This is a genomic window from Lichenibacterium ramalinae, from assembly GCF_004137085.1.
In the GTDB taxonomy this organism is placed as follows: domain Bacteria; phylum Pseudomonadota; class Alphaproteobacteria; order Rhizobiales; family Beijerinckiaceae; genus Lichenihabitans; species Lichenihabitans ramalinae.
The window spans coordinates 38419-63280 of record NZ_QYBC01000023.1 but is presented as its reverse complement, the minus strand read 5'-3'; the positions used below and the strand labels follow the sequence as shown (position 1 = coordinate 63280).

At 69.0% G+C, this 24862-nt stretch carries 21 protein-coding genes and 1 pseudogene; 20 read left to right on the top strand and 2 right to left on the bottom strand.

All coding sequences use genetic code 11. The annotated features are described in order from the left end of the window. The first annotated feature begins 27 nt into the window (after positions 1 to 27). Both D3272_RS22685 and D3272_RS22680 read left to right on the top strand, forming a co-directional pair. On the top strand, positions 28 to 1134 hold the full coding sequence (locus D3272_RS22685) for a 3'-5' exonuclease (RefSeq protein WP_129221495.1): 1107 nt from the start codon (positions 28 to 30) through the stop codon (positions 1132 to 1134). A gap of 42 nt (positions 1135 to 1176) precedes the next feature. Continuing rightward, positions 1177 to 1557 carry a hypothetical protein gene (locus D3272_RS22680; protein WP_129221494.1) on the top strand — a complete coding sequence of 127 codons (381 nt, stop codon included), beginning with the start codon at positions 1177 to 1179 and terminating at the stop codon, positions 1555 to 1557. 51 nt (positions 1558 to 1608) lie between these two features. Here the strand turns inward: D3272_RS22680 and D3272_RS22675 are convergent, their stop codons facing one another. After that, positions 1609 to 4029 (bottom strand): bifunctional diguanylate cyclase/phosphodiesterase, encoded by a 2421-nt coding sequence (locus D3272_RS22675; protein ID WP_129221493.1) that lies wholly within the window; start codon positions 4027 to 4029, stop codon positions 1609 to 1611. 253 nt (positions 4030 to 4282) lie between these two features. On the opposite strand from D3272_RS22675, the gene D3272_RS22670 reads away from it, so the two are divergent. The 12 genes from D3272_RS22670 (at position 4283) to D3272_RS22615 (ending at position 19901) form a co-directional block, all read left to right on the top strand. Continuing rightward, positions 4283 to 4660, top strand: a complete 378-nt coding sequence (locus tag D3272_RS22670) for a hypothetical protein (RefSeq protein WP_129221492.1) — start codon at positions 4283 to 4285, stop codon at positions 4658 to 4660. Positions 4661 to 4757: 97 nt separating this feature from the next. Beyond that, a complete protein-coding gene (locus D3272_RS22665; protein ID WP_129221491.1) occupies positions 4758 to 5675 on the top strand; it encodes a 3'-5' exonuclease in 918 nt (305 codons plus the stop codon). 20 nt (positions 5676 to 5695) lie between these two features. After that, positions 5696 to 6064, top strand: coding sequence for a hypothetical protein (locus D3272_RS22660; RefSeq protein WP_129221490.1), 369 nt, complete (start codon positions 5696 to 5698; stop codon positions 6062 to 6064). Positions 6065 to 6204: 140 nt separating this feature from the next. Then, a complete protein-coding gene (locus D3272_RS22655; protein ID WP_129221489.1) occupies positions 6205 to 7128 on the top strand; it encodes a hypothetical protein in 924 nt (307 codons plus the stop codon). 172 nt (positions 7129 to 7300) lie between these two features. Further along, complete coding sequence (locus tag D3272_RS22650; protein ID WP_129221488.1) at positions 7301 to 8056, top strand: hypothetical protein; 756 nt, start codon at positions 7301 to 7303, stop codon at positions 8054 to 8056. A gap of 115 nt (positions 8057 to 8171) precedes the next feature. Beyond that, positions 8172 to 9254, top strand: a complete 1083-nt coding sequence (locus D3272_RS22645; RefSeq protein ID WP_165361484.1) for an AAA family ATPase — start codon at positions 8172 to 8174, stop codon at positions 9252 to 9254. A 133-nt stretch (positions 9255 to 9387) separates the two neighbouring features. Next, a complete protein-coding gene (locus D3272_RS22640) occupies positions 9388 to 10125 on the top strand; it encodes a hypothetical protein (protein ID WP_129221486.1) in 738 nt (245 codons plus the stop codon). Further along, complete coding sequence (locus D3272_RS22635; protein ID WP_129221485.1) at positions 10122 to 12803, top strand: Mu transposase C-terminal domain-containing protein; 2682 nt, start codon at positions 10122 to 10124, stop codon at positions 12801 to 12803. Before D3272_RS22640 ends, D3272_RS22635 begins: the two co-directional genes overlap by 4 nt. A gap of 1 nt (position 12804) precedes the next feature. After that, complete coding sequence (locus D3272_RS22630; RefSeq protein ID WP_129221484.1) at positions 12805 to 13917, top strand: AAA family ATPase; 1113 nt, start codon at positions 12805 to 12807, stop codon at positions 13915 to 13917. Positions 13918 to 13985: 68 nt separating this feature from the next. Further along, complete coding sequence (locus D3272_RS22625; protein WP_165361483.1) at positions 13986 to 16469, top strand: TniQ family protein; 2484 nt, start codon at positions 13986 to 13988, stop codon at positions 16467 to 16469. A gap of 773 nt (positions 16470 to 17242) precedes the next feature. Continuing rightward, a complete protein-coding gene (locus D3272_RS22620; RefSeq protein WP_165361482.1) occupies positions 17243 to 19315 on the top strand; it encodes an ADP-ribosylglycohydrolase family protein in 2073 nt (690 codons plus the stop codon). A gap of 28 nt (positions 19316 to 19343) precedes the next feature. Continuing rightward, positions 19344 to 19901: a hypothetical protein gene (locus D3272_RS22615; protein ID WP_129221481.1), complete on the top strand. Its 558-nt coding sequence runs from the start codon at positions 19344 to 19346 to the stop codon at positions 19899 to 19901. 599 nt (positions 19902 to 20500) lie between these two features. Here the strand turns inward: D3272_RS22615 and D3272_RS22610 are convergent. Next, entirely contained in the window at positions 20501 to 20758 is a 258-nt protein-coding gene (locus D3272_RS22610) for a hypothetical protein (protein ID WP_129221480.1), read from the bottom strand. A 288-nt stretch (positions 20759 to 21046) separates the two neighbouring features. On the opposite strand from D3272_RS22610, the pseudogene D3272_RS22605 reads away from it, so the two are divergent. The 6 genes and pseudogenes from D3272_RS22605 (at position 21047) to D3272_RS22590 (ending at position 24633) form a co-directional block, all read left to right on the top strand. Beyond that, positions 21047 to 22181, top strand: a pseudogene (locus D3272_RS22605) (IS3 family transposase). Continuing rightward, the gene (locus tag D3272_RS22600; RefSeq protein ID WP_129221479.1) at positions 22178 to 22531 is read left to right on the top strand and encodes a hypothetical protein; all 354 of its coding nucleotides are present in this window, start codon (positions 22178 to 22180) and stop codon (positions 22529 to 22531) included. Before D3272_RS22605 ends, D3272_RS22600 begins: the two are co-directional and overlap by 4 nt. A 17-nt stretch (positions 22532 to 22548) precedes the next feature. Beyond that, complete coding sequence (locus D3272_RS27500) at positions 22549 to 22722, top strand: hypothetical protein (RefSeq protein WP_165361481.1); 174 nt, start codon at positions 22549 to 22551, stop codon at positions 22720 to 22722. After that, positions 22701 to 22829: a hypothetical protein gene (locus tag D3272_RS28250; protein ID WP_281011002.1), complete on the top strand. Its 129-nt coding sequence runs from the start codon at positions 22701 to 22703 to the stop codon at positions 22827 to 22829. The genes D3272_RS27500 and D3272_RS28250 overlap by 22 nt, the downstream gene beginning before the upstream one ends. 167 nt (positions 22830 to 22996) lie before the next feature. After that, positions 22997 to 23521 carry a DUF4365 domain-containing protein gene (locus D3272_RS22595; RefSeq protein WP_165361480.1) on the top strand — a complete coding sequence of 175 codons (525 nt, stop codon included), beginning with the start codon at positions 22997 to 22999 and terminating at the stop codon, positions 23519 to 23521. After that, positions 23518 to 24633 (top strand): hypothetical protein, encoded by a 1116-nt coding sequence (locus D3272_RS22590; RefSeq protein ID WP_129221477.1) that lies wholly within the window; start codon positions 23518 to 23520, stop codon positions 24631 to 24633. Before D3272_RS22595 ends, D3272_RS22590 begins: the two co-directional genes overlap by 4 nt. Positions 24634 to 24862: the final 229 nt, after the last annotated feature.

Here is a 24862-nt window from a genome sequence, read left to right as displayed (position 1 = left end):
CGGTCAGGCTAATCGTGGGAGACAGGCATGGACGAGGTCAGCGAGACCCTGGCGCGGATCCTGGATAGGACCGGGAACTACCGCATCCTCAGGCGCGTGCCGTCGCCGACGGCATCCACGATGACCGACGCGGAACGCACGGCGGCGGGACTCGCCGTCGGGATCGTACTGGACACCGAGACGACGGGCCTCGGCGTCGACGACGAGGTGATCGAACTCGGGATGCTGCGCTTCGCCTTCGACCCGGTGCAGATCAGGGTCGCGCATGTCGTCGGCGGCTTCTCCGCGCTCCGTCAGCCGAGGAGGTCGATCCCGCCCGACGTCACCCGGCTCACGGGCATTACCGACAAGGACGTCTCGGGCCAGACCATCGACAGCGACGCCGTGGGGCGCTTCGTGGCGGGCGCCTCGATCGTCATCGCCCACAACGCGGCGTTCGATAGGTGCGTGGTCGAGCGCGCCTGGCCGTGGTTCGCGGAGCTGCCCTGGGCCTGTTCGCTGACGCAAGTCGACTGGAGGTCCGAAGGCTTCGAGGGCAGAAAGCTGGGCCAGCTCCTGGCCGAGCGCCGCTCGTACCACGACGGCCACAGGGCGCTCGACGACTGCGCCGCGCTCCTCCATCTCCTGCAACTTCCGCTCACGCTCGGTGTCACGGGCTTCGAGCTGATGATGCGCGAGGCGGCCCAGGTCACGCAGGCCGAGTACGACCTGCTCCTGCGAGGCCACGCCTGGATCCGATCCGTCGACCCCTACGCCAGCCTCAGCCGAGGATGGGTGGGAATCTTCGTCGACATGATCGACGCCCTCGAGATCGTCATGGACGAGGTCGCCGCAGACCACCCGGACGCCCGGGTGGGCGTGACCGGCTTCACGACGAAATCCAAGTTCGGATCTCTGCGCGTCTTCTTCGCGCTCGCCGGGGTGCCGGGCCCCCTGGACGCCGTGTGGCGCGTGGTGCGGGCGATGATCGACCGAGCCGAGGAGCGATCCGCCCGGACCTGCGAGCGCTGCGGCGCCCCCGGACGGACGCGGGACGTCGACGGTTGGCTGACGACGCTCTGCGACAGACACGCGACCGAGGACGGGGGGACGCTGAGGTCGGACGCCCGAAAACGCGCGGCACGGAGCGCCTGATCGACATGGGGCACGAGGCCCCGCGATCTTGAGGGGACCCCCATGCCGGACTTCGTCGTGACCGAGACCCCGCGCCGCCATAGCCGGACGCTCCTCCAGGCCGACGGGCTCGCCCTCGCGCTCGACTTCGTCGAGCGGCACGTCGGGTCGCCTTCGACCCGCCTAGTGCTGTGGTGGCCCGACGTGCCCTCAGACCCAGGGCCGGACGTCATGGTCGCGGTGCCGCTCAGGCTCTACCAGAAAGTCGAGACCCTGGCCGACGAGCTGGTCGAGGCCTGGGACCGGTCCTGGCTCCTCATCGACTCGACCCCCGCCAGCCAGCGCGAGGCGGTGCGCGGAGACCTTGTCGGCGCCGTCGTTATAGCGATGATCTCCGCCGCCGTGACCGGTCTCGACGAGGCCGGCGACCACGTCGGGATCTGACCGCCCCTACGACCGACGTCGTAGGACGAAGACCATGCCCGGCCCCCTCCGCTACGCGGACAACCGTGGCCGATCCCGCCCGAACAAGGCCTTGGTCCGAAGCCGATCCAGGTCGGTGAAGGCATCGATCGGAGCCGGGCGCGCCACGAGGTAGCCTTGGATCTGGTCGCAGCCGAGCGATCGGAGGATGTCGAGCTGGGCCTGGGTCTCCACCCCCTCCGCCGTGACCTGGAGGCCGAGGTTGTGGCCGAGGTTGACGATCGTCCGGGTGAGCGTCAGCGCACGGTCGCTCTGGCCGAGCGTCCTCACGAACGACTTGTCGATCTTGAACTTGTCGAACTGGAAGAGCTGCAGGTAGCTCAGGCTCGAGTAGCCGGTGCCGAAGTCGTCGAGGGCGATCCGCACGCCCATCTCGCGCAGGCGGTTGAGGGTCGCGACCGCCTCGTCGGCGTCCTCGATCAGGATGCCCTCGGTCACCTCGACGACGACCCGGGCCGGGGCGATCCCGTGGGTCCGCAGAGCGTCGCCGAGCACGGCGCAGATGTCCGTGTGCTGAAACTGGCGCGGGGACACGTTGAACGAGACGCGCCAGGGGTGGGACCACCCGGCCGCCTCGCGACAGGCCGCTTCGATCACCCACCGTCCGATCCCGTCGATCAGGCCGCACTCCTCCGCCATGGGAATGAACTCCATCGGGGGCACCATGCCCCGCGTGGGATGCATCCACCGGATCAGGGCCTCGAAGGTCTCCACCTCGCCCGTGACGCCGTTCACGATCGGCTGGTAGTGGAGCACCAGCTCGCCCCGTTCGGTAGCCCCGGCCAGCTCCTGCTCGAGCTGCAGCCTCGCCTGGAGCTGGGCGTTCATGACGGCCTCGTAGAAGCGGACCGCGCCGCGACCCTCCTCCTTGGCCCGGTACATGGCGGCGTCGGCGGCGCGCATCAGGGCGTCGGCGTCGGCCCCATCCTCGGGATAGAGGGAGACGCCGACCGAGGCGCCGATCTCGATCCGATGCCCTTCGACCTGGAACGGCCGACGAAGCGCCTCGATGATGCGCGTCGCGACGATCGAGGCCTTCTCGGGCTGAGGCTGGCTCGTCAGGATCATCACGAACTCATCCCCGCCGATTCTGGCCAGCGTATCGGTCGAACGGATCTCCGCGAGGATGCGCTTCGACGCCTGGATCAACACCGCGTCGCCGGCGGCGTGGCCGTGGAGGTCGTTGACCGGCTTGAAGCGATCGAGGTCGATGTAGACGACGGCTACGGCGCTCCTGTCCTGCGCCGCCGTGTCGAGCGCGATGTCGAGCCGCTCACGGAGGTTGTAGCGGTTCGGTAGGTTGGTCAGCGCGTCGTGGCGCGCGAGGTGCCGGATGCGGGCCTCGTCGCGCTTGCGATCGGTGATGTCGCGGAGCGCGACCACCGTGGCCGACTTGCCGAGGTACTCGATCGGCTGGCAAGACAGCTCGACGGCGACATGGCTGCCGTCGACGGCCTGGAAGTCCATCTCCTCGGGATGTCGGTCGATGGGCGGACACCGCTCCCGCCGGATCATCGCCGGCGCGCTGTCCTTGGTGAAGAGGCTCAGCACGGGCCGGCCGATGATGTCCTCGGCCGAGGCCTTGAACAGGCGCTCCCCGGCGTTGTTCACCTCGATCACGACGCCGTCGCGGTGAATGAAGAGCACCTCCTGGGCGAGGTTGCTCATGAGGCGCATGCGGCCAAGGTCTCGGAGGGAGCGCCGTGCCAGATGCCGCTCGACGATGATCGCCATCAGGCTCGCGATCAGGATGGCAACGCTCACGCCACCCACCGCGATGGCGAGGGTGCTCGTACCGAGGATCGTGCCCTTGGTCACCTCCGCCGTGCCAGGTGCGACGGTGATCGCCGTCATGCCGGTGAAGTGCAGCCCGCAGATCGCGAGCGTCAGCCAGCCGCCGACCTCGAGCCGCCGGCCCGTCGAGGTCAGGTTCTCCGCCCTCGCCATGGCGAGCGTGGAGCAGACGACGCTGACCACGACGGAAGCCACCACGTAGTTGCGGTCGAACATGAGGAAGCCCGAGAACGTCATGGCTGCGACGCCGACGTAGTGCATGCCCGAGATCGCGAGCCCGAGCAGCGCTCCGGAGAGGGCGACACGGGCCGTACGAGTGGCAGGCGCTTTCCAGGCGAAGAGGGCCATCAGGGCCCCGCCGACGGCGACGAGGATCGAGAGCGCCGTCAGGCCCAGGCCGTAGGCCATCTCCAGACCGGGCATGAAGGCCAGCATGGCGACGAAGTGGAGCGACCACACGCTGCAGCCCAGCACCGCTGCCGCCGCCACGAGCCAGGGGCGCCCGTCTCGCCTCGCCGTCTCGCCGGCCCTCGCCAGCAGCGTGGTCGTCGTGAGGCAGCCCAGAACGCAGATCACGGCCGACATGGCCACGAGCCGAAGGTCGTGCTCGTGCACGACGCAACCCAGGACCTTCAGCATAACGACCTCACCGGGACGACGGGAAGGTCATAGGTCGCACGCCAGAGCTAACGGACCGTTGTGTCGAGGCTGGAAAGGCCCAGGGTTGCAGAGGGTGCGCAAGGGTCGAGGCGCAGCCTGGGGCCTTCGCAGACAGAGCGTCCCCCGAGCCCCTCGGACGGGGCCGGATCGGTTCCCGACAAGTCGTCCCACTCGTCGCCTTCGGACCGAGGCAGCCCCGCACGTCGCGTGGCCCTTCGGCCGAGGATCGTCGATGCGCACCTACGTCGTCGAGCTGCCGCGTCGGACACGAGCCCTCTTCGAGGGAGGCCTCGGGGCGTGCCAACGCTTCATCGCCGGCCGGGCCTCGCCTGGCATGATGCGCCTGGCGCTCGTGGTGTCGGTGCCGCCGTCCGGCGAGGAACCGGACGCCGTCGTGTGCGTCCCCGCGGCGGCGTTCGCCACCTGGGAGGACCGGGCCGCCGAGGTGGTGTCCGCCTGGGAGGCCAGATGGCTGCTGATCGAGAGCATGCCGCGCCACCACCGCGGCGAGGCCCGCGCGGACCTCCATCACGCCGTCGCCACGGCGCTCGTCGCGGCGGCCGTCGCCGGCGTCGACGCCCACGGCGCGCCCGACGACCTGGTCTTCTGAGAACGGAGGATCCGTCCGCCAAGCTCCCGAAAACCCGTCCCCGTGGTCGCCTTCACCGTGACGGCCGAGCCGTCGCCGGGTCGGCAGGAGGCGGAGCATGGTGGACGAGGTCAGCGAGACGTTGGCCCGGATCCTCGACAGGACCGGGAACTACCGGATCCTCAGGCGCGTGCCGCGGCCCGAGCCGTCGACGATGACCGACGCGGAACGCGCGGCCGCCGGCCTCGCCGTCGGGATCGTGCTGGACACCGAGACGACGGGCCTCGGCGACGCCGACGAGGTGATCGAACTCGGCATGCTGCGCTTTGCCTTCGACCCGGTGCAGATCAGAGTCGCCCATGTCGTCGACGGCTTCTCCGCGCTCCGGCAGCCGAGCCGCCCCATCCCGCCCGACGTCGTCAGGCTCACCGGGATCACGGACAACGACGTCGCGGGCCGGACCATCGACGACGACGCGGTGACCCGCTTCGTGGCGGGCGCCTCGATCGTCATCGCCCACAACGCGGGCTTCGACCGGCCCGTGGTCGAGCGCGCCTGGCCGTGGTTCGCGGAGCTCCCCTGGGCGTGCTCGCTGACCCAGGTCGACTGGCGGGCCGAAGGCTTCGAGGGGCGGAGGCTCGGCCAGCTCCTCGCCGAGCGCCGGTCGTACCACGACGGTCATAGGGCGCTGGACGACTGCGCCGCGCTCCTCCACCTCCTACAGCTTCCGCTCACCCTCGGCGCCACGGGCTTCGAGCTGATGATGGGAACGGCAGCCCAGGTCACCGTGCGGGTCTGGGCGACCGCCTCACCGTTCGAGCGCAAGGACGTGCTGAAGGCCCGCGGCTACAGGTGGGCCAGCGGCGACGGCCGGACACCGCGGGCGTGGTGGCGGGACGTGCCGGAGGCCAACGTCGACGCCGAAGTGTCGCACCTCCGAGATCACGTCTATGGTGACCCGGGCGCGCAGCCGCTCCTGCGCCGCGTCACCGCTCGCGAACGCTTCTCGGTGCGCGCCGACGCGCCGTGCCGCTGAGGGGCGCCGCCATGCCCTTCGTGAACGACATCGCCGGTGACCTCGCCTGGCTCACCCCCGCACCGATCGGCTACGTCGAGGCCGGTTGGTCCGACATCGTCGCCGACCTGCTGCGCGACATAGGCAGAGCGGTGGCAGCATACCCCACGGCCAGCGTCGACGTGCTCGACATCACGGAACGAGACGGCGCGTTGCGCTGCGACCTCGTCGTCCACGGCGTGCACGACACGGCAGTCGATAGCGCTGTCGAGGCAGCCGTCGAGGGCGCCCGGCGCCGCGCCGCGTCGACGTGCGTCCGCTGCGGTGGACCCGGTCACCTGCGCCGGGACCGGGCGGCTTGGCCGACGACGCGGTGCGACGCGCACGTCGGCACGAGGCGGTCGGCCTGACCGACGGGGCGCCGCCCCAGGGCGCTTGCGCTTGTCCATCGACCCTGGCACGGCGTCGTGCGCCCACTCCCGACGAAGACCGCGACGGATCGCCTTGCTCGTGAGGGGTGGTCACACCTCGTCGAACGGGGAGCAGGGACATGGGTCGGGACGGTTTCACGCCGCGGGCGGACATGGTGGACGGCGAGCTCTTCGTCGAGACGTCGGTGACGGCACGGGCCACGGCCGCGCTCTGGGCGCTGCTGCGCGTCTCGCGCCAGGAGCCGCGCCCCTGGCTGCCCCTCACGGTGCTGTGCGGCGAACACGGGACCGGGAAGAGCGCCATCGCCCGACGCTTCGGACACGCCGCGCGGAGGGAGGTAGCCTGCGACCTGCTCACGAATGGGCCGGCGAACCGCGTCTGGGCCGATCCGGCGCGGGGATCGAGCTGGGAACAGGCGATGGTCCGACACTACGGGGCCTGTCCCGAGATGTGCCAGCCCGCGACCTGGGTCTCCGGGTCGGTCGTGGACCGGGCGCTGCGCGAGACGTCGGTGACCCATCCCACGGTCGCCGTGACCATGGTGCCACGCCCGGACAAACACGGTGGGACCATGGGGTCTCCCGCGTGGCACAGCCCGGGCAACATCGCGGGTCATCCGACGCGTCGGACCTCGGTCTGCTTCGTCGACGACGCGGATCGGCTCCTGGGGGTCACGTCGTCGCGCCGGCGGGACGCACTGGAGCAGCTACTGGATTATCCTGCGAGGATGGTCGCGCACGCCGTGTCGACCGTGCTGATCGGCTCGCCCGAGCTGGCGGAAGTGGTGGCCGCCTGCATGTCGACGCAGGTCATCCGGCTCGACCCCTTGGAGGACGACGCGGCCTTCGCGACCGTCGTCGGCATGCTCTTCGGCACGCGCGATCCCGCCGAGGTCGCCGACCTGCATCGGGCGTCCGGCGGCCGGATGGGAGCGCTCACCCACATCGCGCGCATGCGGGGGCTCGAGCCCCCGTACGCGCTCCGGCCCGAGGAGATCGTCACGCTGCCGGCGCTGCCCGCGCCCGACGCGACGTCTCGGTGACGGCTGCGAGGCCGCGGAAGGCGCCGGCACCCCATCCGTCACCGGGGCGTCGCTGACGACCGGGGAGGAGGATGACGGGTTGTCGGCTCGCTGCAGCGATCGGCGGCTCGCCCATCTTCATCATTCGTTGTGCGACTGGTAGGACCCTCGGTTGCGGCGAGGAGGCGATCAGATGCTGGACGACGTGCTGCTTCCACACCTCGACGCGGGAGCGATCCTCGAGGTCTACCGATCCGCGCCGGGCAACGAGGTGGACAGCGGCAAGATCGCCAGCGCCGAATCCTCGTCGGCACTCGTCGCCAACGGCTTCGGCTTCTTCCTGCGGACGCCGGAGCTTCTCCCGCCGTTGCCGGGCGTCGGCGCGGCCTGGCCGGCTCGGTCCATGAAGCTCGAGGGGGTCGCGCGGTTCCCGTGGGCGGGCGGTCGCCACCCATGCCTCGACGTCCTCGTCGACACCCCCGACGCCGTCGTGGGGATCGAGTCGAAGAGGTACGAGCCGTTCAGATCGCACGGGGCACCCAGCCTCTCGGAGGCGTACTGGCGCCCGGTCTGGGGTGACCGCATGCGAGGCTTCGAACGCGTCCGCGACGGCTTACGGGACGCAAGCCTGACCTTCGAGCACCTGGACGCGGCGCAGCTCGTGAAGCATGGCTTCGGCCTGCGGACAGCCGGGGCCCGCGCCCGCAAGCGAGCGACCCTGCTGTATCTCTTCTGCGAGCCGCCTACGTGGCCTGACGGGCGCGCGGTGACGGCTGCCGCCCACGCCCGCCATCGACGGGAGATCGACCTGTTCGCAACCGCAGTCGCCGGTGACGAGGTGGACTTCGTCCATGGGACCTGGCGTGACGTCATCGCCATCTGGGCGGCCGCGGACCACGACGCCGTCCGGGGACACGCGACCGCCATGCTCGGCCACTTCGCGATGTGACGCCGGGCTGCGGAACCCCGCCCCGTCTCTCACCCCCCACCCCTGACCGACGTCCCTGCCGGCCGACCACGCCCGAAGATCTCGCCGTCCGTTCGCCATGGTCCCCGAGGGTCTCGTGACCCTCGAGCCGAACCGGCACGGGGGATGGGCCATGGCGTCGAAGGCGAGACCGAGACCAGAGACGACCCCGCCGGCAAAGCTGACGCCTCACGCGCTCTACGGTCTCCGCGACGTCGAGGCTGCCCTCGGACGGGGTCGAAGGCCCTTTCAAGGGGATCCCGAAGTCAGCGAGGGGAGCGGGCTGGACATCCGCCACGCGGCGCTCGAGGCGCTGCTCGAAGCCGGCGAGGCCGGCAGGTGGCGCACCCTCGCCCACCCCACGGCGGCCGCCGTCACGGACGTGCAGCGTCTCGCCGCCCGCGCCCCGCACATGAGCCCCGTCATCGACTTGGTCGTCCGCCGCCTGCGGGCGGCGCAGACGATCGGGGTGCCCACGGGCCTGCCGCCGCTGCTGCTGCTCGGGCCGCCGGGGATCGGTAAGACCTGGCTGCTGGCACGGCTCGCCGCGGCGCTCGCCGTGCCGTTCAGGGCCTTCGCGATGAACCTCGCCACCCTGGGCGATTCGCTCACCGGCAGTCACCCGCTCTGGCGGGCCGGGGCGCCGGGCTTGGTCGCCAAGGCGCTTCTGACCGAAGCGGTGGCGAACCCGCTGATCCTCGTCGACGAGATCGACAAGCCGCCCCCGCACCACGTCGGCGGCGACCTCTACCGTCCGTTCTACGGCCTCCTCGAACCCGAGGGCTCCCGCAGCTTCGTCGACGATCATCTCGGGATCCCGATCGACGCCTCCCGGGTCATGTGGATCGCCGCGGCGAACGACATCGAAGGCATCCCGGCGCCGATCGTCGACCGGCTCACGGTCGTCGAGGTCGGGGCGATGGCGCACGACGACCGCGTCGCCGTGGTCCGCAGCGTCTACGCCGACCTGAACAAGGTCTACCTAGACTTCTTCGACCCGCAGCCAGGGCGAGACCTCCTCGAGCGCCTCGCCGCGCTGCCGCCCCGGCGCGCCAAGCTGGTCCTCGACGACGCGATGAGTCGCGCTGCCGCCGAGGGTCGCCGGTCGGTCGAGGCTTCCGACGCCCTGGCGCATGCCCCCGCGCCGTCACCGACGCCGAAGACGCGCCGGATGCACTGAGAGCGTGCCCGACCCGCCTCCGGGCGGGTCGCCCCGTCAACCTTCCGGTCACCTCGACTCACGTTAACCCCGAAGCGGAAACGCTCGGTAAGACTCGTGGCGTCATCGTGACCCTACCAACAGGCGATCGCGAATGGCGCTCTATTCAGAGGTGTTCCCACCGGACTTCGGCCTCAGCAAGGGCGCCTTGCCCGTGCGTGTCATCCCGCGCAGGTCGGGACGGCCGACCATGCCGGGCCGGTTCCCGACCAAGAAGGGCACGCTCGACTCCCTTCGCGGCGAGACCAACCTCGAGATGGACGGCTTCGGCCACTTCGAGGTGAACCCGCGGTGCCGGCTCATGGCGGCCCAGCCGCACCGGCTCCACTTCGAGGAGCACGTGCCCGGGCGCGGGACCAAGATCCGGACCTACGTCCCCGACCTCGCGATCCGCATGGACGACGGCCGCGTGGCCGTCGTGGACTTCAAGCTCGCCAAGTACGCGATGCTGCCGAAGTGGAAGGCTCGGGCCGACGTCCTGACCCGGTGCTACGCCGACCGCGGGGCCGTGTTCTCGACCGTGACCAGCGACGTCCTCCGCATCGAGCCGCGCGCGAGCAACGTGAGGGTGATGCTGCAACGGCGTCCCTGGCATATGGATGCCGAGGCCGAGGCCGCCGTCGACGCGGCGATCGCCATCCTCGGGCTGCCCGCCACCGTGGCGGCCATCGCGGCGAAGGCGGCCCTGTCGCAGCCCCACCCGCACACCGACCGCGCCTTCAGCCGCATCGTCGAGATGGCGATCCTGGGCCTGGTGACACTGGAGCTCGATAAGCGCCTCGGCCCCGGGACGGTCGTCGGTTCGGCTCCGGCCAGGGCGCCGCTTCCTTGAAGGCGGCGCTCGCGACGCGGTCGCTCCCCCACGAGGCCGCGGCCCCGACGATCCTCCTGCCGAAGGGGATCATCGTCGAGGTGGGCGCCCTCGCCGAACGGACGCTCCGGCGCCTCAGCGTGGTGAAGAGGTGGCCTCGCCACGACGGCGTGGCGAGCCGCGTCCAGTTCGAGGACGACCTCGGCCGCCCGACCACGCTCACGGACGAGCAGATCGCCCTCCTGTGCCGCCAGGGGCGGTTCCGGGTCGTGTTCGACGCCGAGGGAAGGGCGGTGACCCCGCGGCCGACCCTGCTCGACCTGTCTGCCGAGCAGCTCGCCCTCTGCCGATGGCGGCGGGCGTTCGTCGACGCCTTCTACGCCGAACCGCACCCCGCGTCCCGGTCGCGCCCCGACGTCGGAGCCAAGATCGCGCGCACCTTCGAGAAGGTCGGCGGCACCAAGGCGCCCTGCTACCAGAGCGTGCTCAACTGGGTCGACGTCTGGGAGGAGCAGGGTGAGCTGTTCCCGCTCGAATGCCTCCACTTCGCCCCGAACACCGGCAACCGGGACTGGAAGGTGAGTTCCGAGCTCGTCGACGAGATGGTGGACATAGGCGTCAAGAACGCGCTCGGGCTGGCGAAGGGCACGGGCGAGGACGCCCGGGGCTTCGCCGCCGCCGCACTCAAGGTCCGGCTCGAGGAGCTCGGACGTTCCGACCTGCTGGGGCACGAGAAGCTCGCCCTCGCGCTGCTCGGGACCAAACTCGACGAGGAGCCGACCCTCGCCGAGGTCACGATGCCGACCCTGCGGACCTTCCAGAGGCGCATGAAGGAGGTCGATGCGTTCCTCCGCGACGATTCCCGCTTCGGCGAGCGGAGGGGGCGGCGCAAGCACGCCAGGTCCTACGAGAGGCCGCTGCCGGAGCTGCCGCTGTCCGAGGTCGAATGCGACCACACGCCCTGCGACGTGATCGTCGTCGACGACGTCAGGAAGGTCATCTTCGGCCGCCCGGACCTGATCGCCTTCCGCGACCGGGCGACCGGCGCGTTCCTCGGGGTGTCGATCGGCTTCGAGGCGCCGAGCTTCGCCTCGTTCGTGAACGGCCTGCGCCACGCCATGTATCCGAAGGACATGTCGGAGTACCCCAGCCTGCGCCCCTGGCCCATGTTCGGCAGACCGACCAGGCTCTACGTCGACAAGGCCCTCCACTTCGTCGGGAACAACATCGAGCGCACGTCGGCGGCGCTCGGCTTCGAGATCCGTGAGTTCCTCCCGGCCGAGCCGAGCCTGAAGGGCGGCACGGAGCGCCTGATCGGCGTCATCAACGCGGCGATGCACAAGCTGCCGGCGGCCACCTTCTCCAACGCCGAGGAGCGCAAGAGGTACGCCGACCTGGCGGGTAAGCCGACCGTGACGATCGACCGGCTGCGAGCCTTCGTCACGAGCTGGATCACGGACAAGCACAACCCCGGGCAACACGAGGGGCTCGGCTTCATGAAGAGGCTGAAGGGCATCCCCGAGGTGCTGTGGGACGAGAAGATCGGCCAGGTCGAGATGGCCCCGCTGCCGCGCGAGGAGACGTTCGTCTGGCTCGCCGGTGACAGCAAGCGCTGCCACGTGACCGAGGACGGCGGGATCTACTGGGATCACATCCAGTACCAGTCCATCGCCCTGGCCGCGATCACCGGGAAGGCGGGGCATAAGTCCGGCAGGGACAAGAAGGAATGGCAGGGCAGGGAGCACGAGGGGAGCAAGTACCTCGTCAGGCGCGACCCCTTCGACATCGGCCACGTCTACGTCACCAACCCCTTCGACGGCGGGCGCGTCATCAAGGTGGGGGCCACGCGGATGGACTACGCGGGCGGGCTGACGCTGCACCAGCACAACGTCATCAAGGCGAACGCCGATGCCGATCTGAGGCGGGCGGCGGACCGGGACCCGGTCGACGTGCTGATGAGGGCCCGCAAGGAGGTCGACCGCTACGTCGAGCTGTTGTTCCAGCAGCGCAGGCAGGACGGCCACGACAAGAGGCTGGCGCGCTGGCTCGAGCACGGGCGTCGCCGGGAGGAGGCCTCGACCGTGTCGCGCCCGGCGTTCTCCCCGGCCCTGTCGGCCGCCTTCGTGGACCCGACGGCCCCCGCGGGCATCGACCCGCCGCCGCCCGGGTCGATCGACACCGTGGCGGCGACGGCCGCGGGGCCGGCCGCGGCCGGGACCGAGCGCGACACCTTCGACACGTCGCAACCCCTGCCGGAGCGCGTCGACCGCGGCGCGAAGGTGGCCGCCCGGATCGAGGCGCGCCGCCTGGCGGCCGAAGCCGAGGCCGAGGCGGAGCGTCGACCGCAACCGGACGCCGATCCCCTCACGACTGAGGACATGGAGGCGATCAGGGACCGGCGGGGCTGGGGCACGCTCGACATGGGCGCGTTCCGGTCGAGCCCGAACCCGAAGGTCACGAGCGACGCGGCGAAACCGTCCGCGGGGGAGACCAGGACGAAGCCGGTCGGCGAGGCCGCGCCGACGCCCCCCACCGCCACGAGGCCGGTGCCACCCCCGGGGCCCCGCGACGAGACCGACGTCTTCAGCCGCCTCCGCGCGGCGCAGCGGCACAGGTCGGTGCATCCGGCGCCCGCGAACGAGCCGGCAAAGCCCGAGCCCGGACCCGGCGATCCCGAACCAGAGACCAAGGACCAATAGCATGGTGGCGTTCCCCGACTTCCACGTGGACGCGTTCGAGACGGCGAAGGAACGGGAGTGGGCCGCGTCCCAGCCCGTGGCCGAGCGGCAGCGCATGGTCATGCAGCTGCTGGCGCCGACGCCCACGTTCCAACGGACGGTCAAGTTCCTCCAATCTCAGCACATGCCGGTGCCCGGCGGCCGCCACAGCCGCGGCAGCGTGTGCGGCATCCTCGGGCCGTCGCGGGTGGGGAAGTCCTGGGCCGTCAAGGCCTACTGCAACTCGCTCGGGGAGGTGGACGGGGACGAGGCCGTCATGGCGAGGGCGGTCTACGTCGACTGCAACAAGCGATGGACGCCTCTGGTCTTCGCCCAGGCCCTGGCCGACGCCGCCGGCGTCAGGCGAAAGGGGCGGGCGAGCGCTGCGGCCCTCCTCGACCTCGTGAGGGGCGACGTCGTCGAGTACGGGGTGGAGCTCGTCGTGATCGACGACGCCCAATGGATGTTCGCGAACCCGAGCGCCGCCGATCAGGTCAAGGGCTTCCTCATCGGCCTCGCCGAGGCGCGCTCCTGCAACGTGGTCCTGGTCGGAACAGAACCGATCGACCTCGTGGTGAGGTCGGAGGAATCCCTCGTCGGACGAGGACAGTTCCCTACCTTGTGGCTGGAACCGTCGGCGTGGCGTGACGGCACGGGGCCGGGCGAGTTCCACCTCGCCCTGGGCACGATCGACAGGATGCTGCCCTTCCGGCAGCGCTCGAAGCTCGATGCGCCCGTCCTGGCCGCGCATCTCTACCACGTGTCGGCCGGCAAGCTCGGCCTGGCGATGAACTACCTCATCGACGCGACGAACATCGCCATGTCGAACGGCGCCGCGAGCGTCACCATGGACGACTTCCACGCGGCGGCGCAGTCTCGACGCCGACGCGGGGATGCGTGGGACCCCTTCGAATCCGCGATCGACGTGCGGGACCCCGGGACGGCGCGGAGCGACTTCGACGACGACGACGATGAGGCTGCGGGGCGCATCCGGGACATGCTGGAGGTGGACAAGGGCCCACCGAGGACGGGGAGCCGGGGAGGCGCCAACCGCGGGGCCGAAACCAAGGCGACCCTCACCAAGAGGCGGCGATGACCAGCCCGGTGGAGGATCGGACGGCGACCGCCGTCCCGCTCGAGAGGAGGCGCGGCCGCAGGTACATCATGCGGTGGACGAAGCCGAAGGTGGGCGAGCCCGCCCACGGCTTCTTCCTCAGGGTCACATCGAGGAACCATCTGGAGAGCGCCGCCGCCTTCGCGCGCCAGCTGGGCCTGAACGACTCCGACGACGTCGAGGGATGTCTGGTCGCCCTGTCGGGCTACGAGAGGCTGCCCAAGGGACACATCGAATCGTTGAGGCACTGGACGCCCCGCTTCGAAGGCTCGACCGGCGTCCTGGCCGGCGAGACGATCCGCCGGGACGACTGGTCCAGTCGGTACCGGAAGCACTGCCGGGCCTGCCTCGCCGAGGACGCCTACCATAGGACCTGGTGGGACCTGACGTTCGTCCACGTCTGCCCGTTCCACGGCCTGCCGGTGTCGGACAGGCTCCCCGACGGCACGCGCGCCTACTTCCACACGGCGGAGATGACCTACACGCCGGGAGGCGTCCAGATCGCGCAACGCTCGCCCCGGCTCGAGCGGATGCCCGATACGCTCGAGGCCTACGCGCTCGGCCGCCTCGGGCTGGTGCCCCGGCGCGAGGTGCCCTTCCTCGACGAAGCCACGCTCGGCCAAGCCGTCGAGGCCTGCGAGGTTGTCGGCCGCCTGAGGCAGACGGGGTGGCAGGCCGCCACGCCGCGACCGCTCGGCCTCGATTCGGCCGCTGCCGCTTCGACGAAGGCCGCCGGCTTCGCCGTGCTGTCCGCCGGGCGCACGGCGTTGAAGGATCTGCTGCGCGACGTGGCAGCCGAGGCGCCGCCGGCGACCTTCGGCGCCAAAACGCTCTTCGGATGGGCCCTGCCGAACCTCCTGCAACGCGGCGGCCTCTGCCGCGAGATCGTCGACGCCATGGGCGAGGTGGCGGTCGAACTCGGGCGCCACGCCAGGCGCGAGGCGACGCGGGAGGCCACGGCCACCAGCGCGGCCATGACGATGGCGGAGGTGGCGGCCGAGGTGGGCCAAACCGTGGACGTCGTCACGTCCATCGCCGGGGAGCTCGGGCTCCTGCTCCCCCACAAGGGCGGGACCGGGGCGCCGTTCCTGATGCCCCGGGCCATGGTGCCCGACGTCGCGGCGGCGCTCGAGCGGTCGGTGCCGCGGGCCGAGGCCGCCGAGATGCTCGGCGTCGGATACGACGTCTTCCTCGACGTGGCCCGGGCGTGTGACATCCCGAAGGTCGGCTCGCGTTGGGGCCAGCGCGAGGACGGCCGCAAGGTCGGATACCAGGACCGCTTCGAGCGGGAGGTCCTCCGAGCCTTCCTCGACTCGATCCCCACCGAGCCCCTGCTCGACCTCGAGCTCGCCGACATGCCCGCGCCGTGGCCGGAGTCGATCACGATCCCCGAGCTGCTCGACGTGACCCGCTTCGACGTGCCCGAGTTCTTCCGGGCCGTCTTCGCCGGCGAGATCCGCGTCCAGAGGGTCGGGCGCGACCGGGGGCTCGGCGACTTCGAGGTCTGGCCGAACTTCCAGCCGCTGTGGCACGGCTTCACCAAGCGCTGCCTGTCCGGCATGGCGACCCGCGGCAAGCGCGGGTCGGACGGCATGCCCGTGCGCGAGGCCACGGCGCTTCTCGAGATCGAGACCTCCGCGTTGAAGATCCTGTCGACCGCGGGCCACTTCGGCGGGGATCTCGACGACACCAGCCAGAACCGGCTCGACCGGGACGCCGTGATCGCCTTCTTCCGGCGCTACGCCGTCGCCAAGGTCTACGCCGGGGCGCTCGGCTGCACGAACGCAGAGGCCGTCCACCTCCTGCGCAAGCGCGGGATCGCCCCCGCCATCACGGTGACGGATCCGAAGATGGCGCAGGGGAAGCAAAACCTGGCCTACTTCTTCGACCGCGCCCAGGTCGGGGCGGCCCTCGGGCTCGCCGCCGACCCGGAGGCGTCGGACGGCGCCCGGATCGTGTGGAAGAGGATGTCCGCCTTCCTGGGCCAGAACCAGGGCGCCTTCAGCCTGTGGCAGATCAAGGGACAGTCGGCGTTCTTCTCGACCTTCAACAGGCTGTGGCCCGTCGACGTCCGCTACGACTTCGACGGCGAGCGTCGTCACTCCAGCCTGAGGAACACCTACGGGTATTCGATCAGCGCGCAGCTTGCCATCGAGGGGGCGAACTTCGCGAACCGGCGCGACCAGCTCCTCGCCGTCGTGCGGGAGCGGGCCCTATGGCCCGAGATGGAGGTGGAGATCGACGCGACGGGCCTGGTGGCCCGGATCACGGCGAAGATCGTCCACTTCGGCGTTCCCGTAGGCCCGCGCGGACCGAAGGAGACGGGCATGGACTTCGTGGCCCGATACGGGGCCGACGAGGTCGACCTCATCGAGAGGATGCTCCACATGCTGAAGGGCGGGCTCGAGCCGAGCGACCGACCCTTCGACCTGAGGACGTTCGGGGCCTGGGAGCCCGTACGACACCGGCCGTGGGCCGAGGACGAGCATCGGGTCGAGTTCGTCAGGCCCAACGATAGCTTCAAGATGGTTTGATGAGATCCAGAAGATGGGCGGCAGTCCGCCGCAAGCGTGGCCAAGGCGAAATCGAAAACAGGAATCAGCTATAAGGCTCAAGCATCGAAGCAATCTGCTTCTCGTACTGAGACACATCGATCAGTGCGCCGTCGATACGCGCGATGTCGTTCATTCCTCCCTCGACGAAACATCCATCGATATACCTATATTGAGCTGCTGTCTTCGCTTCTTCCAGGTCTCTCTTCGCAGCGCCTAGCAAGGCTCTAGTTGTCCGCAACGATGCGATATCAGATCGAGAACCGTAATCCTTGGATTGCTCCAGGAAGTGCGAGGCTGATTTCATCGAAAGGCCCGCACGCTCTGTCTCGACTGTCTGGGTCCTCTGAAGGGATGAGCACATGCTATCCTGGTTCCGAGCCATTTTCGATGTGTCGAGAGAGGAGCACCCAGTGAGTAGTACTGTGAGGGCTGGAGCCAGAGCGACTAGCATTGTTGACCTAGGTGCGATCATCTGGGGTCCAGAACAAACGAAGTTGACAGGGTGCTCGCAGGGCGGCTGAAGCGTTCGACTAACAAGAGGAAGCTTCTGCGATTCGGATGCTCGTCGCTATGGCCTGAAAGACATCGCAGCGTGAAATTGTGAACCGCTGCTCTCAAGCCGACCCTCTCGACGTCAGGGCAGAGCTACGGAACACGGTCGAGGTCTGAGCGATCAGGGTACGATGATGGGACTAGGTCATCATTCGGGGATGACGGTACGATCGGCCGGATCGAGCGATTCGGAGAAGAACGTGGGCAGCGACGACTTCACCAACGTTGCCAGAGGTGTCATCACGCGTAACGCGTTCGTAAACGCGGCCCTCGAAGCCGGATACCATCCCTACCTGCCGGTCTGCGCCGGCGATATCCACGTGATCCTGACGCGGAGGGAGGACGCCGTGCTCCGGCCCGTCATCCTGCGGCAGACCTGGTCGGCCGCCGACGCGCTCGAAGGCGGGGAGCAGTGGATCGCCTTCGCGGCGGCCGGTCTGTGGCACGTCGCGCCCGATGGGGCGATCCATCGCATCGTCGTAGGCGGATCGACCGATCGTCCGAGCGGAGGTTCGGAACCGGTCGATCTCGGAGCTCTCGAACTCGCCAAGGTCTACGAGTTCGACGACTACGTACTTCGCCCCTTCGAGAGTTGGCCTCCGCTCGAGTTGCGGACGGGCACCCCTACGCCGTGGAACGTCGCGCTGCTCGCCTGCTTGCAGCAGGCCCTCGAGCCGAGGAACTTCGCCGGTGGTGGCGACGACGATGCCCAAGGCTTGGACGACGCCGTCGCCAGCTTCATCGAACTGTGCGCCATAAGCGGCTGGATGACGGTCGGCTACGATCAGAGGGCAGGCCGGATCGCCTCCGCGCACGATGACGGATGGCTGAGGTTGAGGAAGGCCTGCGCCAGACGGCTCGACGCCGTCCTATGCTACGTCAACAGCGGGGAGAAGTTCGCCGGGGGCTGGTATGCGGGAGCGGCGAGGAAAGGCCTGCTGCGGTCCATCACCATCCGAGCGGGCATGCTGGCCGCCGAGGCTCGCGTGCTGAACGAACCGGTCCTCGCCGAGCGCATCACGGGCTCCCTGATGGGGGCCGCCATCGGGGACGCGCTCGGCCTGCCCGTCGAGGGTCTGAGCGCGGCAGACATCCGCAAGCGGTTCGGCGCCGACGGCCTCACCGGCTTTGCCGAGGCGTCCGGGAGGATCGGCACGCTGTCCGGCGAGGCGCAGATCATGATCTGCGTCGCGGCGGGCCTGGCCTCCGTGGAGATCGCCGACGACCAAGAGGATGCCGGGACGCCGGACGGGTCCATGATGCTGTTCGACGTCGCCGTCGAGTTCGACAGGGTCAGGGTAGCCTGCCTCGAGTGGCGCTTGGGGCAGACGGGGTGCGTCGAGGCGATGCAGCCCTGTGCTGTCACCGAGCACGCCTTCCTGCGCGAGAGGCGACCGCACGGTCAGACGACGGCCCGCGCGCTGGCCGCCGGGGGCGAGGTGGCCGTCAACGACAGCAAGGGCAACGGTTGCATGCTCCGCGTCGTCCCGATCGGCCTCGCCCACCCCATCATGATGCCCGAGGACGTGTTCGCCAGGGCCTCGGCGGTAGCAGGGTTGACGCACGGCCACCCTGTCGCAAAAGCCGCGGCCGGCGTCCTGGCGACGATCCTGTCGCGTCTGACGTGCGGGCAAAGACTGGCCGAGGCCGTCGGCTATGCCCTCAGCATGGCACCCGACGATCATGCCGGCCGTGAGGTGAGGTCCCTCGCCGAAAGGGCACAGGCCCTCGCACGCGGCGGTCCGCCGTCTTGGAAGACGGTGGAGACGATCGGGAAAGGCTTCGTCGCTTCTGAGGCGTTGGCGATCGCCGTCTACTGCGTCCTGTCCACCTCGGACTTCCACGCCGCCGTCACGGCCGCCGTGAACCACTCGGGGGACAGCGACGCCACAGGCGCCATCACCGGCGCCATCGCCGGCGCGCTGTATGGCACGAACGGCATTCCGCTGGACCTGCTGCGGGGCGTGGAGGGGCGTGACGCCATCGTCGCCATCGCGGCCGACCTCGCCATGTGCACCGGTCTTCCGCCCTGGCACGAGGGCCAGATCGGCGAGATCGGAGAGGACGAGATGTTGACGCCCGAGGATGACGCGCGAGACGCCGAACACGCGATCCGAGATGCCGTGAAGGACGGGATGAGCCTTGAGGGCGCGATCGGCGCGTTCGCTCCCGACCTTCCCAAGGTTGCCGCGAAGGTGCGGGCCTGGGCCGCACGACGGGCGAGGCGCGCGAAATCGGGCACAGGCGGCAGTCAGATCGAGCTGTTGTCCTGAAGATGCCTACCAAAGAAGGACAGAGGGCATGACGAAGTGGTTCTGCGCGATGGCGCTGGCGGTCCTATCGGTCGATGCCGCACAGGCCGCGGACGTCTGCAAGGCGATCGCGCTGAGAGACGTCGCCGCGATCGAAAGCCCGTCATCCATGCTGGCCAAGGGGCAGTACGACACGGCCGTGACCCAATACCGCGTCGAGACGGCGACCGGGGACGACTCGATCTGCTCTCACGGTGGATACTGTTACCCGATGCACGTGACGATCGGTGGCAAGCGGGTCGAGGCCCTGCGCCTCACGAACTGCAAACCGGGCACGAAGGCCTACGCCTTCGAGGAGGGGATGAAGACGTATGAACTCGACGTCATACGCTCGGCGGTGCCCGCCAGGGACCTGCGCTACGACGACCTCGACAACAAGCTGCTGTCCATGGGCCTCTGCAGCGCCTGCGCCGGCAACGTGGCGATGATGTACCTGGAAAGGCCGCAGTCGAAGTGCGCCGCCGTGACCCGAAAGGCCTTGGAAGGCGACCCGGCCGCGCTTGAAGCGCTACAGGGCGACCCGGGGTTCTGCACCTACCGTCGCTGATCGCGACCAAGCCCCGACCACAACCCCCAAGCCATGACTGAACAGCCATGCCGAACGGCGTCGTGTCGCGAGCAAAGCGTGATGGTAGAATAAAGGGACAGCCGCAACTAGGCCGTGGTAAATCGGGATGTGTCGCTGGAGCCGGATTATCCATCGGCTTGCGTCGGTTCGTCCAACCGATGTGTCGCTTGTGCGCTGACGCCCTGTATTCGCATCCAACAAGATGCGTCGCCGCACAGCACTTAGCCCTGTTCGTTGGAAAATGAGTTCCAACGCGGAGCAGCCGCTCTTCCGAGACCGCAAAGTTTGGCGCTGAGCGGCGACCCGCCGGCTCTGTTCCAGGGCATTGCCGCTGACGCAGCGCGACGTCGTCTTCGGATCGCTATGGGCCATGACGCGCTGGATGTCGGAGCTCGCCGCGCCCGCTTCGTCGGCTTCCGTCGCTCCTCCTGACCTCGCGTCCATGTTCCACACCCCGCGCGTGATCCCCGCGGCATCAGCCACCTTCCGCCACTCCTGCTGATAGCGGTTCTCCGCATAGGGGCGACCGACCGCCTCGTCGTCGATGATGGCGCCGTGGCGAGCTTCACGCGCTGCAGTTAGGTCAGAGCCAGGGGCAGGGCTGTCAGGTCGAAGGTGACCACGGCTCCCGTTTTCGTGGTGCGCTTGCTCATGGTCCAGTCCGGGGCGATGTGCTCCCACAAGAGGCCGTTGACACAGGCGCGGCCGTTGAGCGCCCAGCCTCCCGGCGGTTTGTCGCCAGCCCTGTAGGGCTCCCACTCGCCGATGACGTCGCGCTGGCGGAGCAGCGTCTCCCATTGCAGCGCCGTACCGAGGGCGAGCGACGGTCGATCCATCTCCTGAGCCTGGCGATGAACGCCTCGACGTGGCGGAACTCCCACCACTGCGCCGTCTCGGCTTGCAGAACACGACAGCGGGCCGCGATAGCGTCGTCGTCGGTTTCGTGGATCCGGACCGTCACCGGCGTAAAGCCGGCGGCCCTGGCTTCCTTTGAGACGCGCCAGTAGATGCGAGGCGCACCGCCCTTGTTCGGGCGGACTGAGGTGGTTCAGGACATCTGAACAGGCTGGCTGATTGGATTGCCGGCCTGACGGCGGCAGAGTGGCGGCGGCTCGGGAGAGACGATGAGCAAGCGAACGCGCCGCAATCACGCTCCGGCCTTCAAGGCGAAGGTGGCCCTGGCAGCCGTGAAGGGAGAGAAGACGCTGGCCGAGTTGGCCCAGCACTTCGACGTGCACCCGAACCAGATCACGACGTGGAAGGCCCGGCTCGTAGATGGCGCCGCCGAGGTCTTCGGATCGGAGCCGAAGGCAGGCTTGGCGGCGCCGGCCATCGATGTGAAGACGCTCCACGCCAAGATCGGCGAACTGACGTTGACCAACGATTTTTGTCCGGCGCGCTCGGCAAGGCCGGCCTTCTGAGCGCAAAGCGATGATCGATCGCCATCATGGGCTGCCGATCACCAAGCAGGCGGAGGCGCTCGGGATCAGCCGGGGCAGTGTCTACGACCTTTCCCATCCCGTGTCGCCGACGGACCTCGCCGTCATGCGGCGGATGGACGAACTCCATCTTGAGTTCCCTTTCGCGGGGAGCCGGATGTTGCGTGATCTCCTGAACCGGGAGGGCTTCGAGGTCGGGCGCCGGCACGTTGCGACGCTGATGAAGCGGATGCGGATCGAGGCGCTGTACCGGACTCCGAGCACGTCGAAGCCGGCACCGGGTCACAAGATCTATCCCGACCTGCTGCGCGGCGTGGCGGTGGACCGCCCCGACCAGGCCTGGGTGATGGGACATCACCGACGTGCCCATGGCCCGCGGCTTCGTCTATCTGGCGGCGGTGGTCGATGGGTACTCGCGCCGGGTCCTCGCCTGGAGGCTCTCCATCACCATGGAGGCGGACTTCTGCGTCGAAGCGTTGGATGAGGCGCTCGCCCGGCATGACAGGCCGGGCATTTTCAACACGGATCAGGGCTCGCAGTTCACCAGCCGGGAGTTCACTGCCGTGCTGCTCGGGGCTGGGACCGCCATCGGCATGGACGGCAAGGGCGCCTGGAGGGACAACGTCTCCGTCGAACGGCTCTGGCGCTCGATCAAATACGAGGAGATCGACCTCCGGGCTATGGCTCAGTCGGCGAAGCCCGGGCCTCGATCGGCCGCGACCTGACCCTCTACAACGGCCGCAGGCCGCACGCGAGCCTTGACCGGAGGACGCCGGATCAAGCTTATTTCGACAGGCAACCGCAGATCGCGGCGGCTTGAACCCGGCAGGAATCCACCCAACGAAGCGACGCACGCTGTTCAAACAAGCGGAGCCACCTCAGAGCACGGTCCACCGCATCGCCCTTCGCCTCACCGCCCCGCGTTTCCTGCGCTGGGTCGTTCTCCCCCATGTCGCCTTCTTCACCGTCGCCTGGATGACGGACGCTCCCCCGCTCATCGCTGTCCTGAGATCGGTCGACATCGCGCTCAGCGTCGCGGTCTGCATCGCGTTCCTGCCGTCCCCCGTCGAAGCCGTGTTCCAGGAACAGCCGGCCGACAAGACGGTGTTCCTGACGCTTGGCATCTTCTGCGGCTGGAGGGCAATGCGATCCGCTCGGGCTGGTCCATAGCCCGGCGTGCCCTCGGCATGCCGGACTGGTTCGCCAACACCGACATCACGAGCTACATCCTGTTCGTCATCGGCGCCGGCGCGCTGTTCCACTTGCTGGCGCCGAGCGCGCTCGACAAGCAGGTGCCCCCGAAGCGCTGGGTCAAGATCGGGGCTTGGGTCGCATCGGCGTGCTGCTCGCCATCATGCTGACCTACCTGCACGACATCGCGGCGGCGCTCCAGTGGCTACACCCGCCGCACGACCGGAGCGTGGTGCCGGGGCGGAGCCTCGTGGAGGGCGGGGCGCCCCCGACCTGACGCGCCTGCACCGCCGATGATCCCGAGATGGCGAACTGAAACCGCGACACTTGCTGCGGTGGTGATCCGTTCATCACCGTCCGTCGTCCCCCTAGACAACTCGGGGTGGCGTTGATTCAATCGCCGGAACGAATCACCCGGCGGGCGACATCAATGGGGCGAGGGAGTTGATCACTCGGCAGCACACGCAGGAACTACTCAGCCGCGCACATTTGTTCGCCTCGGCCGCCAAGGCGGGCTACAACGTGTCCTACCGGGAGTTCGACTACGGCGTGGACTACACGGTCCACAGCGTGGGCATCGACCCAGAGACAGGCAAGCGTAAGGAAGACGGGTTCAAGTTCGACCTGCAGCTCAAGAGCACGGTGGACTGGCGTTTCAGGGGGGAGTCCGTGGTCTACGCTCTCGACGCGGGAACGCTGAACGCAATGATCGGTCGGCACCGGCTCGCCCCGATGTTCCTGACCCTGCTTTGCCTCCCGCGTGACGAGGCGGCTTGGCTGGACTCCGCCGAGGAGGACACCACGCTTCGTCACTGCTGCTATTGGTACGACGCGCGAAAGGACCAGCGGACGACCAACCCGACCACGCAGACGATCGATATCCCGAGGCGGAACCTGCTCACGCCGGACGGGCTAAAGACGCTGATGGGCCTCGCCCGCGGCATGCCATCGCGGCGGAGGCGCGAATGACCATCGCACTGCCCGATCCCAGCCTGCTTCGCGGTTATCTCGAGCGCCAAGGCTGGATGCTGGAACCGATCGACGACGAGGACTATAGCCTCTACGTCCGCGAGGTCGGGGCCTATGGCGAATTCGAGCTCCTAGTCCCCCGCGACCTCGCGACCTCGGGCGCTGAGGGCTTCGTCGATCAGGCGCTGCGTACCCTGTCCGACATCAACGAGCGGCCGATCGCGACGATCGCCGAGGAGGTGCGCGGCCTGGGCTACGACCTGTTCGACGCGGCGCTGCCCGATAGCAGCGAGTTCCGCGGCAGCATCCCGCTTAAGGTGGCCGACAGCCTTCTCCACCAGACCCGCACCCTGATGTACAGCGCAGCCTACGCCGAGTTCGAGGCCGTCGCATCCTCTAAGCCCGGCCCATCGGCTCACGATTATGCGGAAGCGTGCCGCTTCGCCCACACGTTCGAAGGCAGCTTCGGCTTCCGCGTCATGTCCTACGTAGGCCCACAGCCCGAGCGCAGACTAGAGCAGCCAAACAGCCCGGCCCCTCCGGCCCGCAGAATCGTTCAACGGATCGCCGTGGGCCTGCAAGCAATCCGGGAGGCGGTCGAAGTTGCCGAGCCCTCGCCCATCGTCCGTGCCGCGTCTCGCGGGTTGAACGCAGAATCCTGCTTCGTCTTAGCGCGCCTGCTCGACCGCTCGGAGGCCGACCGCGTCACCTTCGACTTCACCTTCTCGCCAGCCTGGACCCTCCCCGAAGACATGGTCGGCCGGAAGCCCGTCATGCTGAAGACCGGCGCCGTCAAGCTGATCCGCGAGGCCGGGAACCAACTCCGGGCCAAGCCGCCCGAGACCGTCGCGACGGTCAGCGGCCGCGTCGTTGAGCTTGCGTCGCCCTACGCGCCCGACGACCTGCTCCATCCCGGCGGCCGCGAGATCGGCGTGAGGTGGGCCAGCGACGACTTTGGGGACGTGACGGTTCGGTTGCGCCTCACGCCAGTGGCCTATGCCGAAGCATTGGAGGCCCACCGGCGCGGGCGCGATGTGACGGTGACCGGTGTGGTGGAGCCAAGCCGGGGAGGCTACAGGGTCGCGAGCGTGGTCTCGTTCCGGACGCTGTGACCACCAACCCGGCCAGACTGTGGTCACAGCCGAGGATCCGCCCCGCTGCCCGAGAGAGTGGCGGGCGGTTTTTTGCGTTCAGTCGTCATGCCGCGCGTCTCGCGTACGATGCTCATTCCCTGTGACACGCGGAAACCACGTTGAACGGCGATCGTTCGTCACACGCTGAGCGTGACACGCCGCACGTTGACGAAGCCTCGTGTGAAGGACATTTTCATAACCGCAGCGG

Bases quoted from the DNA above. Each gene is read 5' to 3' on its own strand.
- D3272_RS22685 (WP_129221495.1), top strand. From the start codon at position 28: ATGGACGAGGTCAGCGAGACCCTGGCGCGGATCCTGGATAGGACCGGG.
- D3272_RS22680 (WP_129221494.1), top strand. From the start codon at position 1,177: ATGCCGGACTTCGTCGTGACCGAGACCCCGCGCCGCCATAGCCGGACG.
- D3272_RS22675 (WP_129221493.1), bottom strand. From the start codon at position 4,029: ATGCTGAAGGTCCTGGGTTGCGTCGTGCACGAGCACGACCTTCGGCTC.
- D3272_RS22670 (WP_129221492.1), top strand. From the start codon at position 4,283: ATGCGCACCTACGTCGTCGAGCTGCCGCGTCGGACACGAGCCCTCTTC.
- D3272_RS22665 (WP_129221491.1), top strand. From the start codon at position 4,758: ATGGTGGACGAGGTCAGCGAGACGTTGGCCCGGATCCTCGACAGGACC.
- D3272_RS22655 (WP_129221489.1), top strand. From the start codon at position 6,205: ATGGGTCGGGACGGTTTCACGCCGCGGGCGGACATGGTGGACGGCGAG.
- D3272_RS22650 (WP_129221488.1), top strand. From the start codon at position 7,301: ATGCTGGACGACGTGCTGCTTCCACACCTCGACGCGGGAGCGATCCTC.
- D3272_RS22640 (WP_129221486.1), top strand. From the start codon at position 9,388: ATGGCGCTCTATTCAGAGGTGTTCCCACCGGACTTCGGCCTCAGCAAG.
- D3272_RS22630 (WP_129221484.1), top strand. From the start codon at position 12,805: ATGGTGGCGTTCCCCGACTTCCACGTGGACGCGTTCGAGACGGCGAAG.
- D3272_RS22625 (WP_165361483.1), top strand. From the start codon at position 13,986: ATGCGGTGGACGAAGCCGAAGGTGGGCGAGCCCGCCCACGGCTTCTTC.
- D3272_RS22615 (WP_129221481.1), top strand. From the start codon at position 19,344: ATGACGAAGTGGTTCTGCGCGATGGCGCTGGCGGTCCTATCGGTCGAT.
- D3272_RS22610 (WP_129221480.1), bottom strand. From the start codon at position 20,758: ATGGATCGACCGTCGCTCGCCCTCGGTACGGCGCTGCAATGGGAGACG.
- D3272_RS27500 (WP_165361481.1), top strand. From the start codon at position 22,549: ATGCCGGACTGGTTCGCCAACACCGACATCACGAGCTACATCCTGTTC.
- D3272_RS22590 (WP_129221477.1), top strand. From the start codon at position 23,518: ATGACCATCGCACTGCCCGATCCCAGCCTGCTTCGCGGTTATCTCGAG.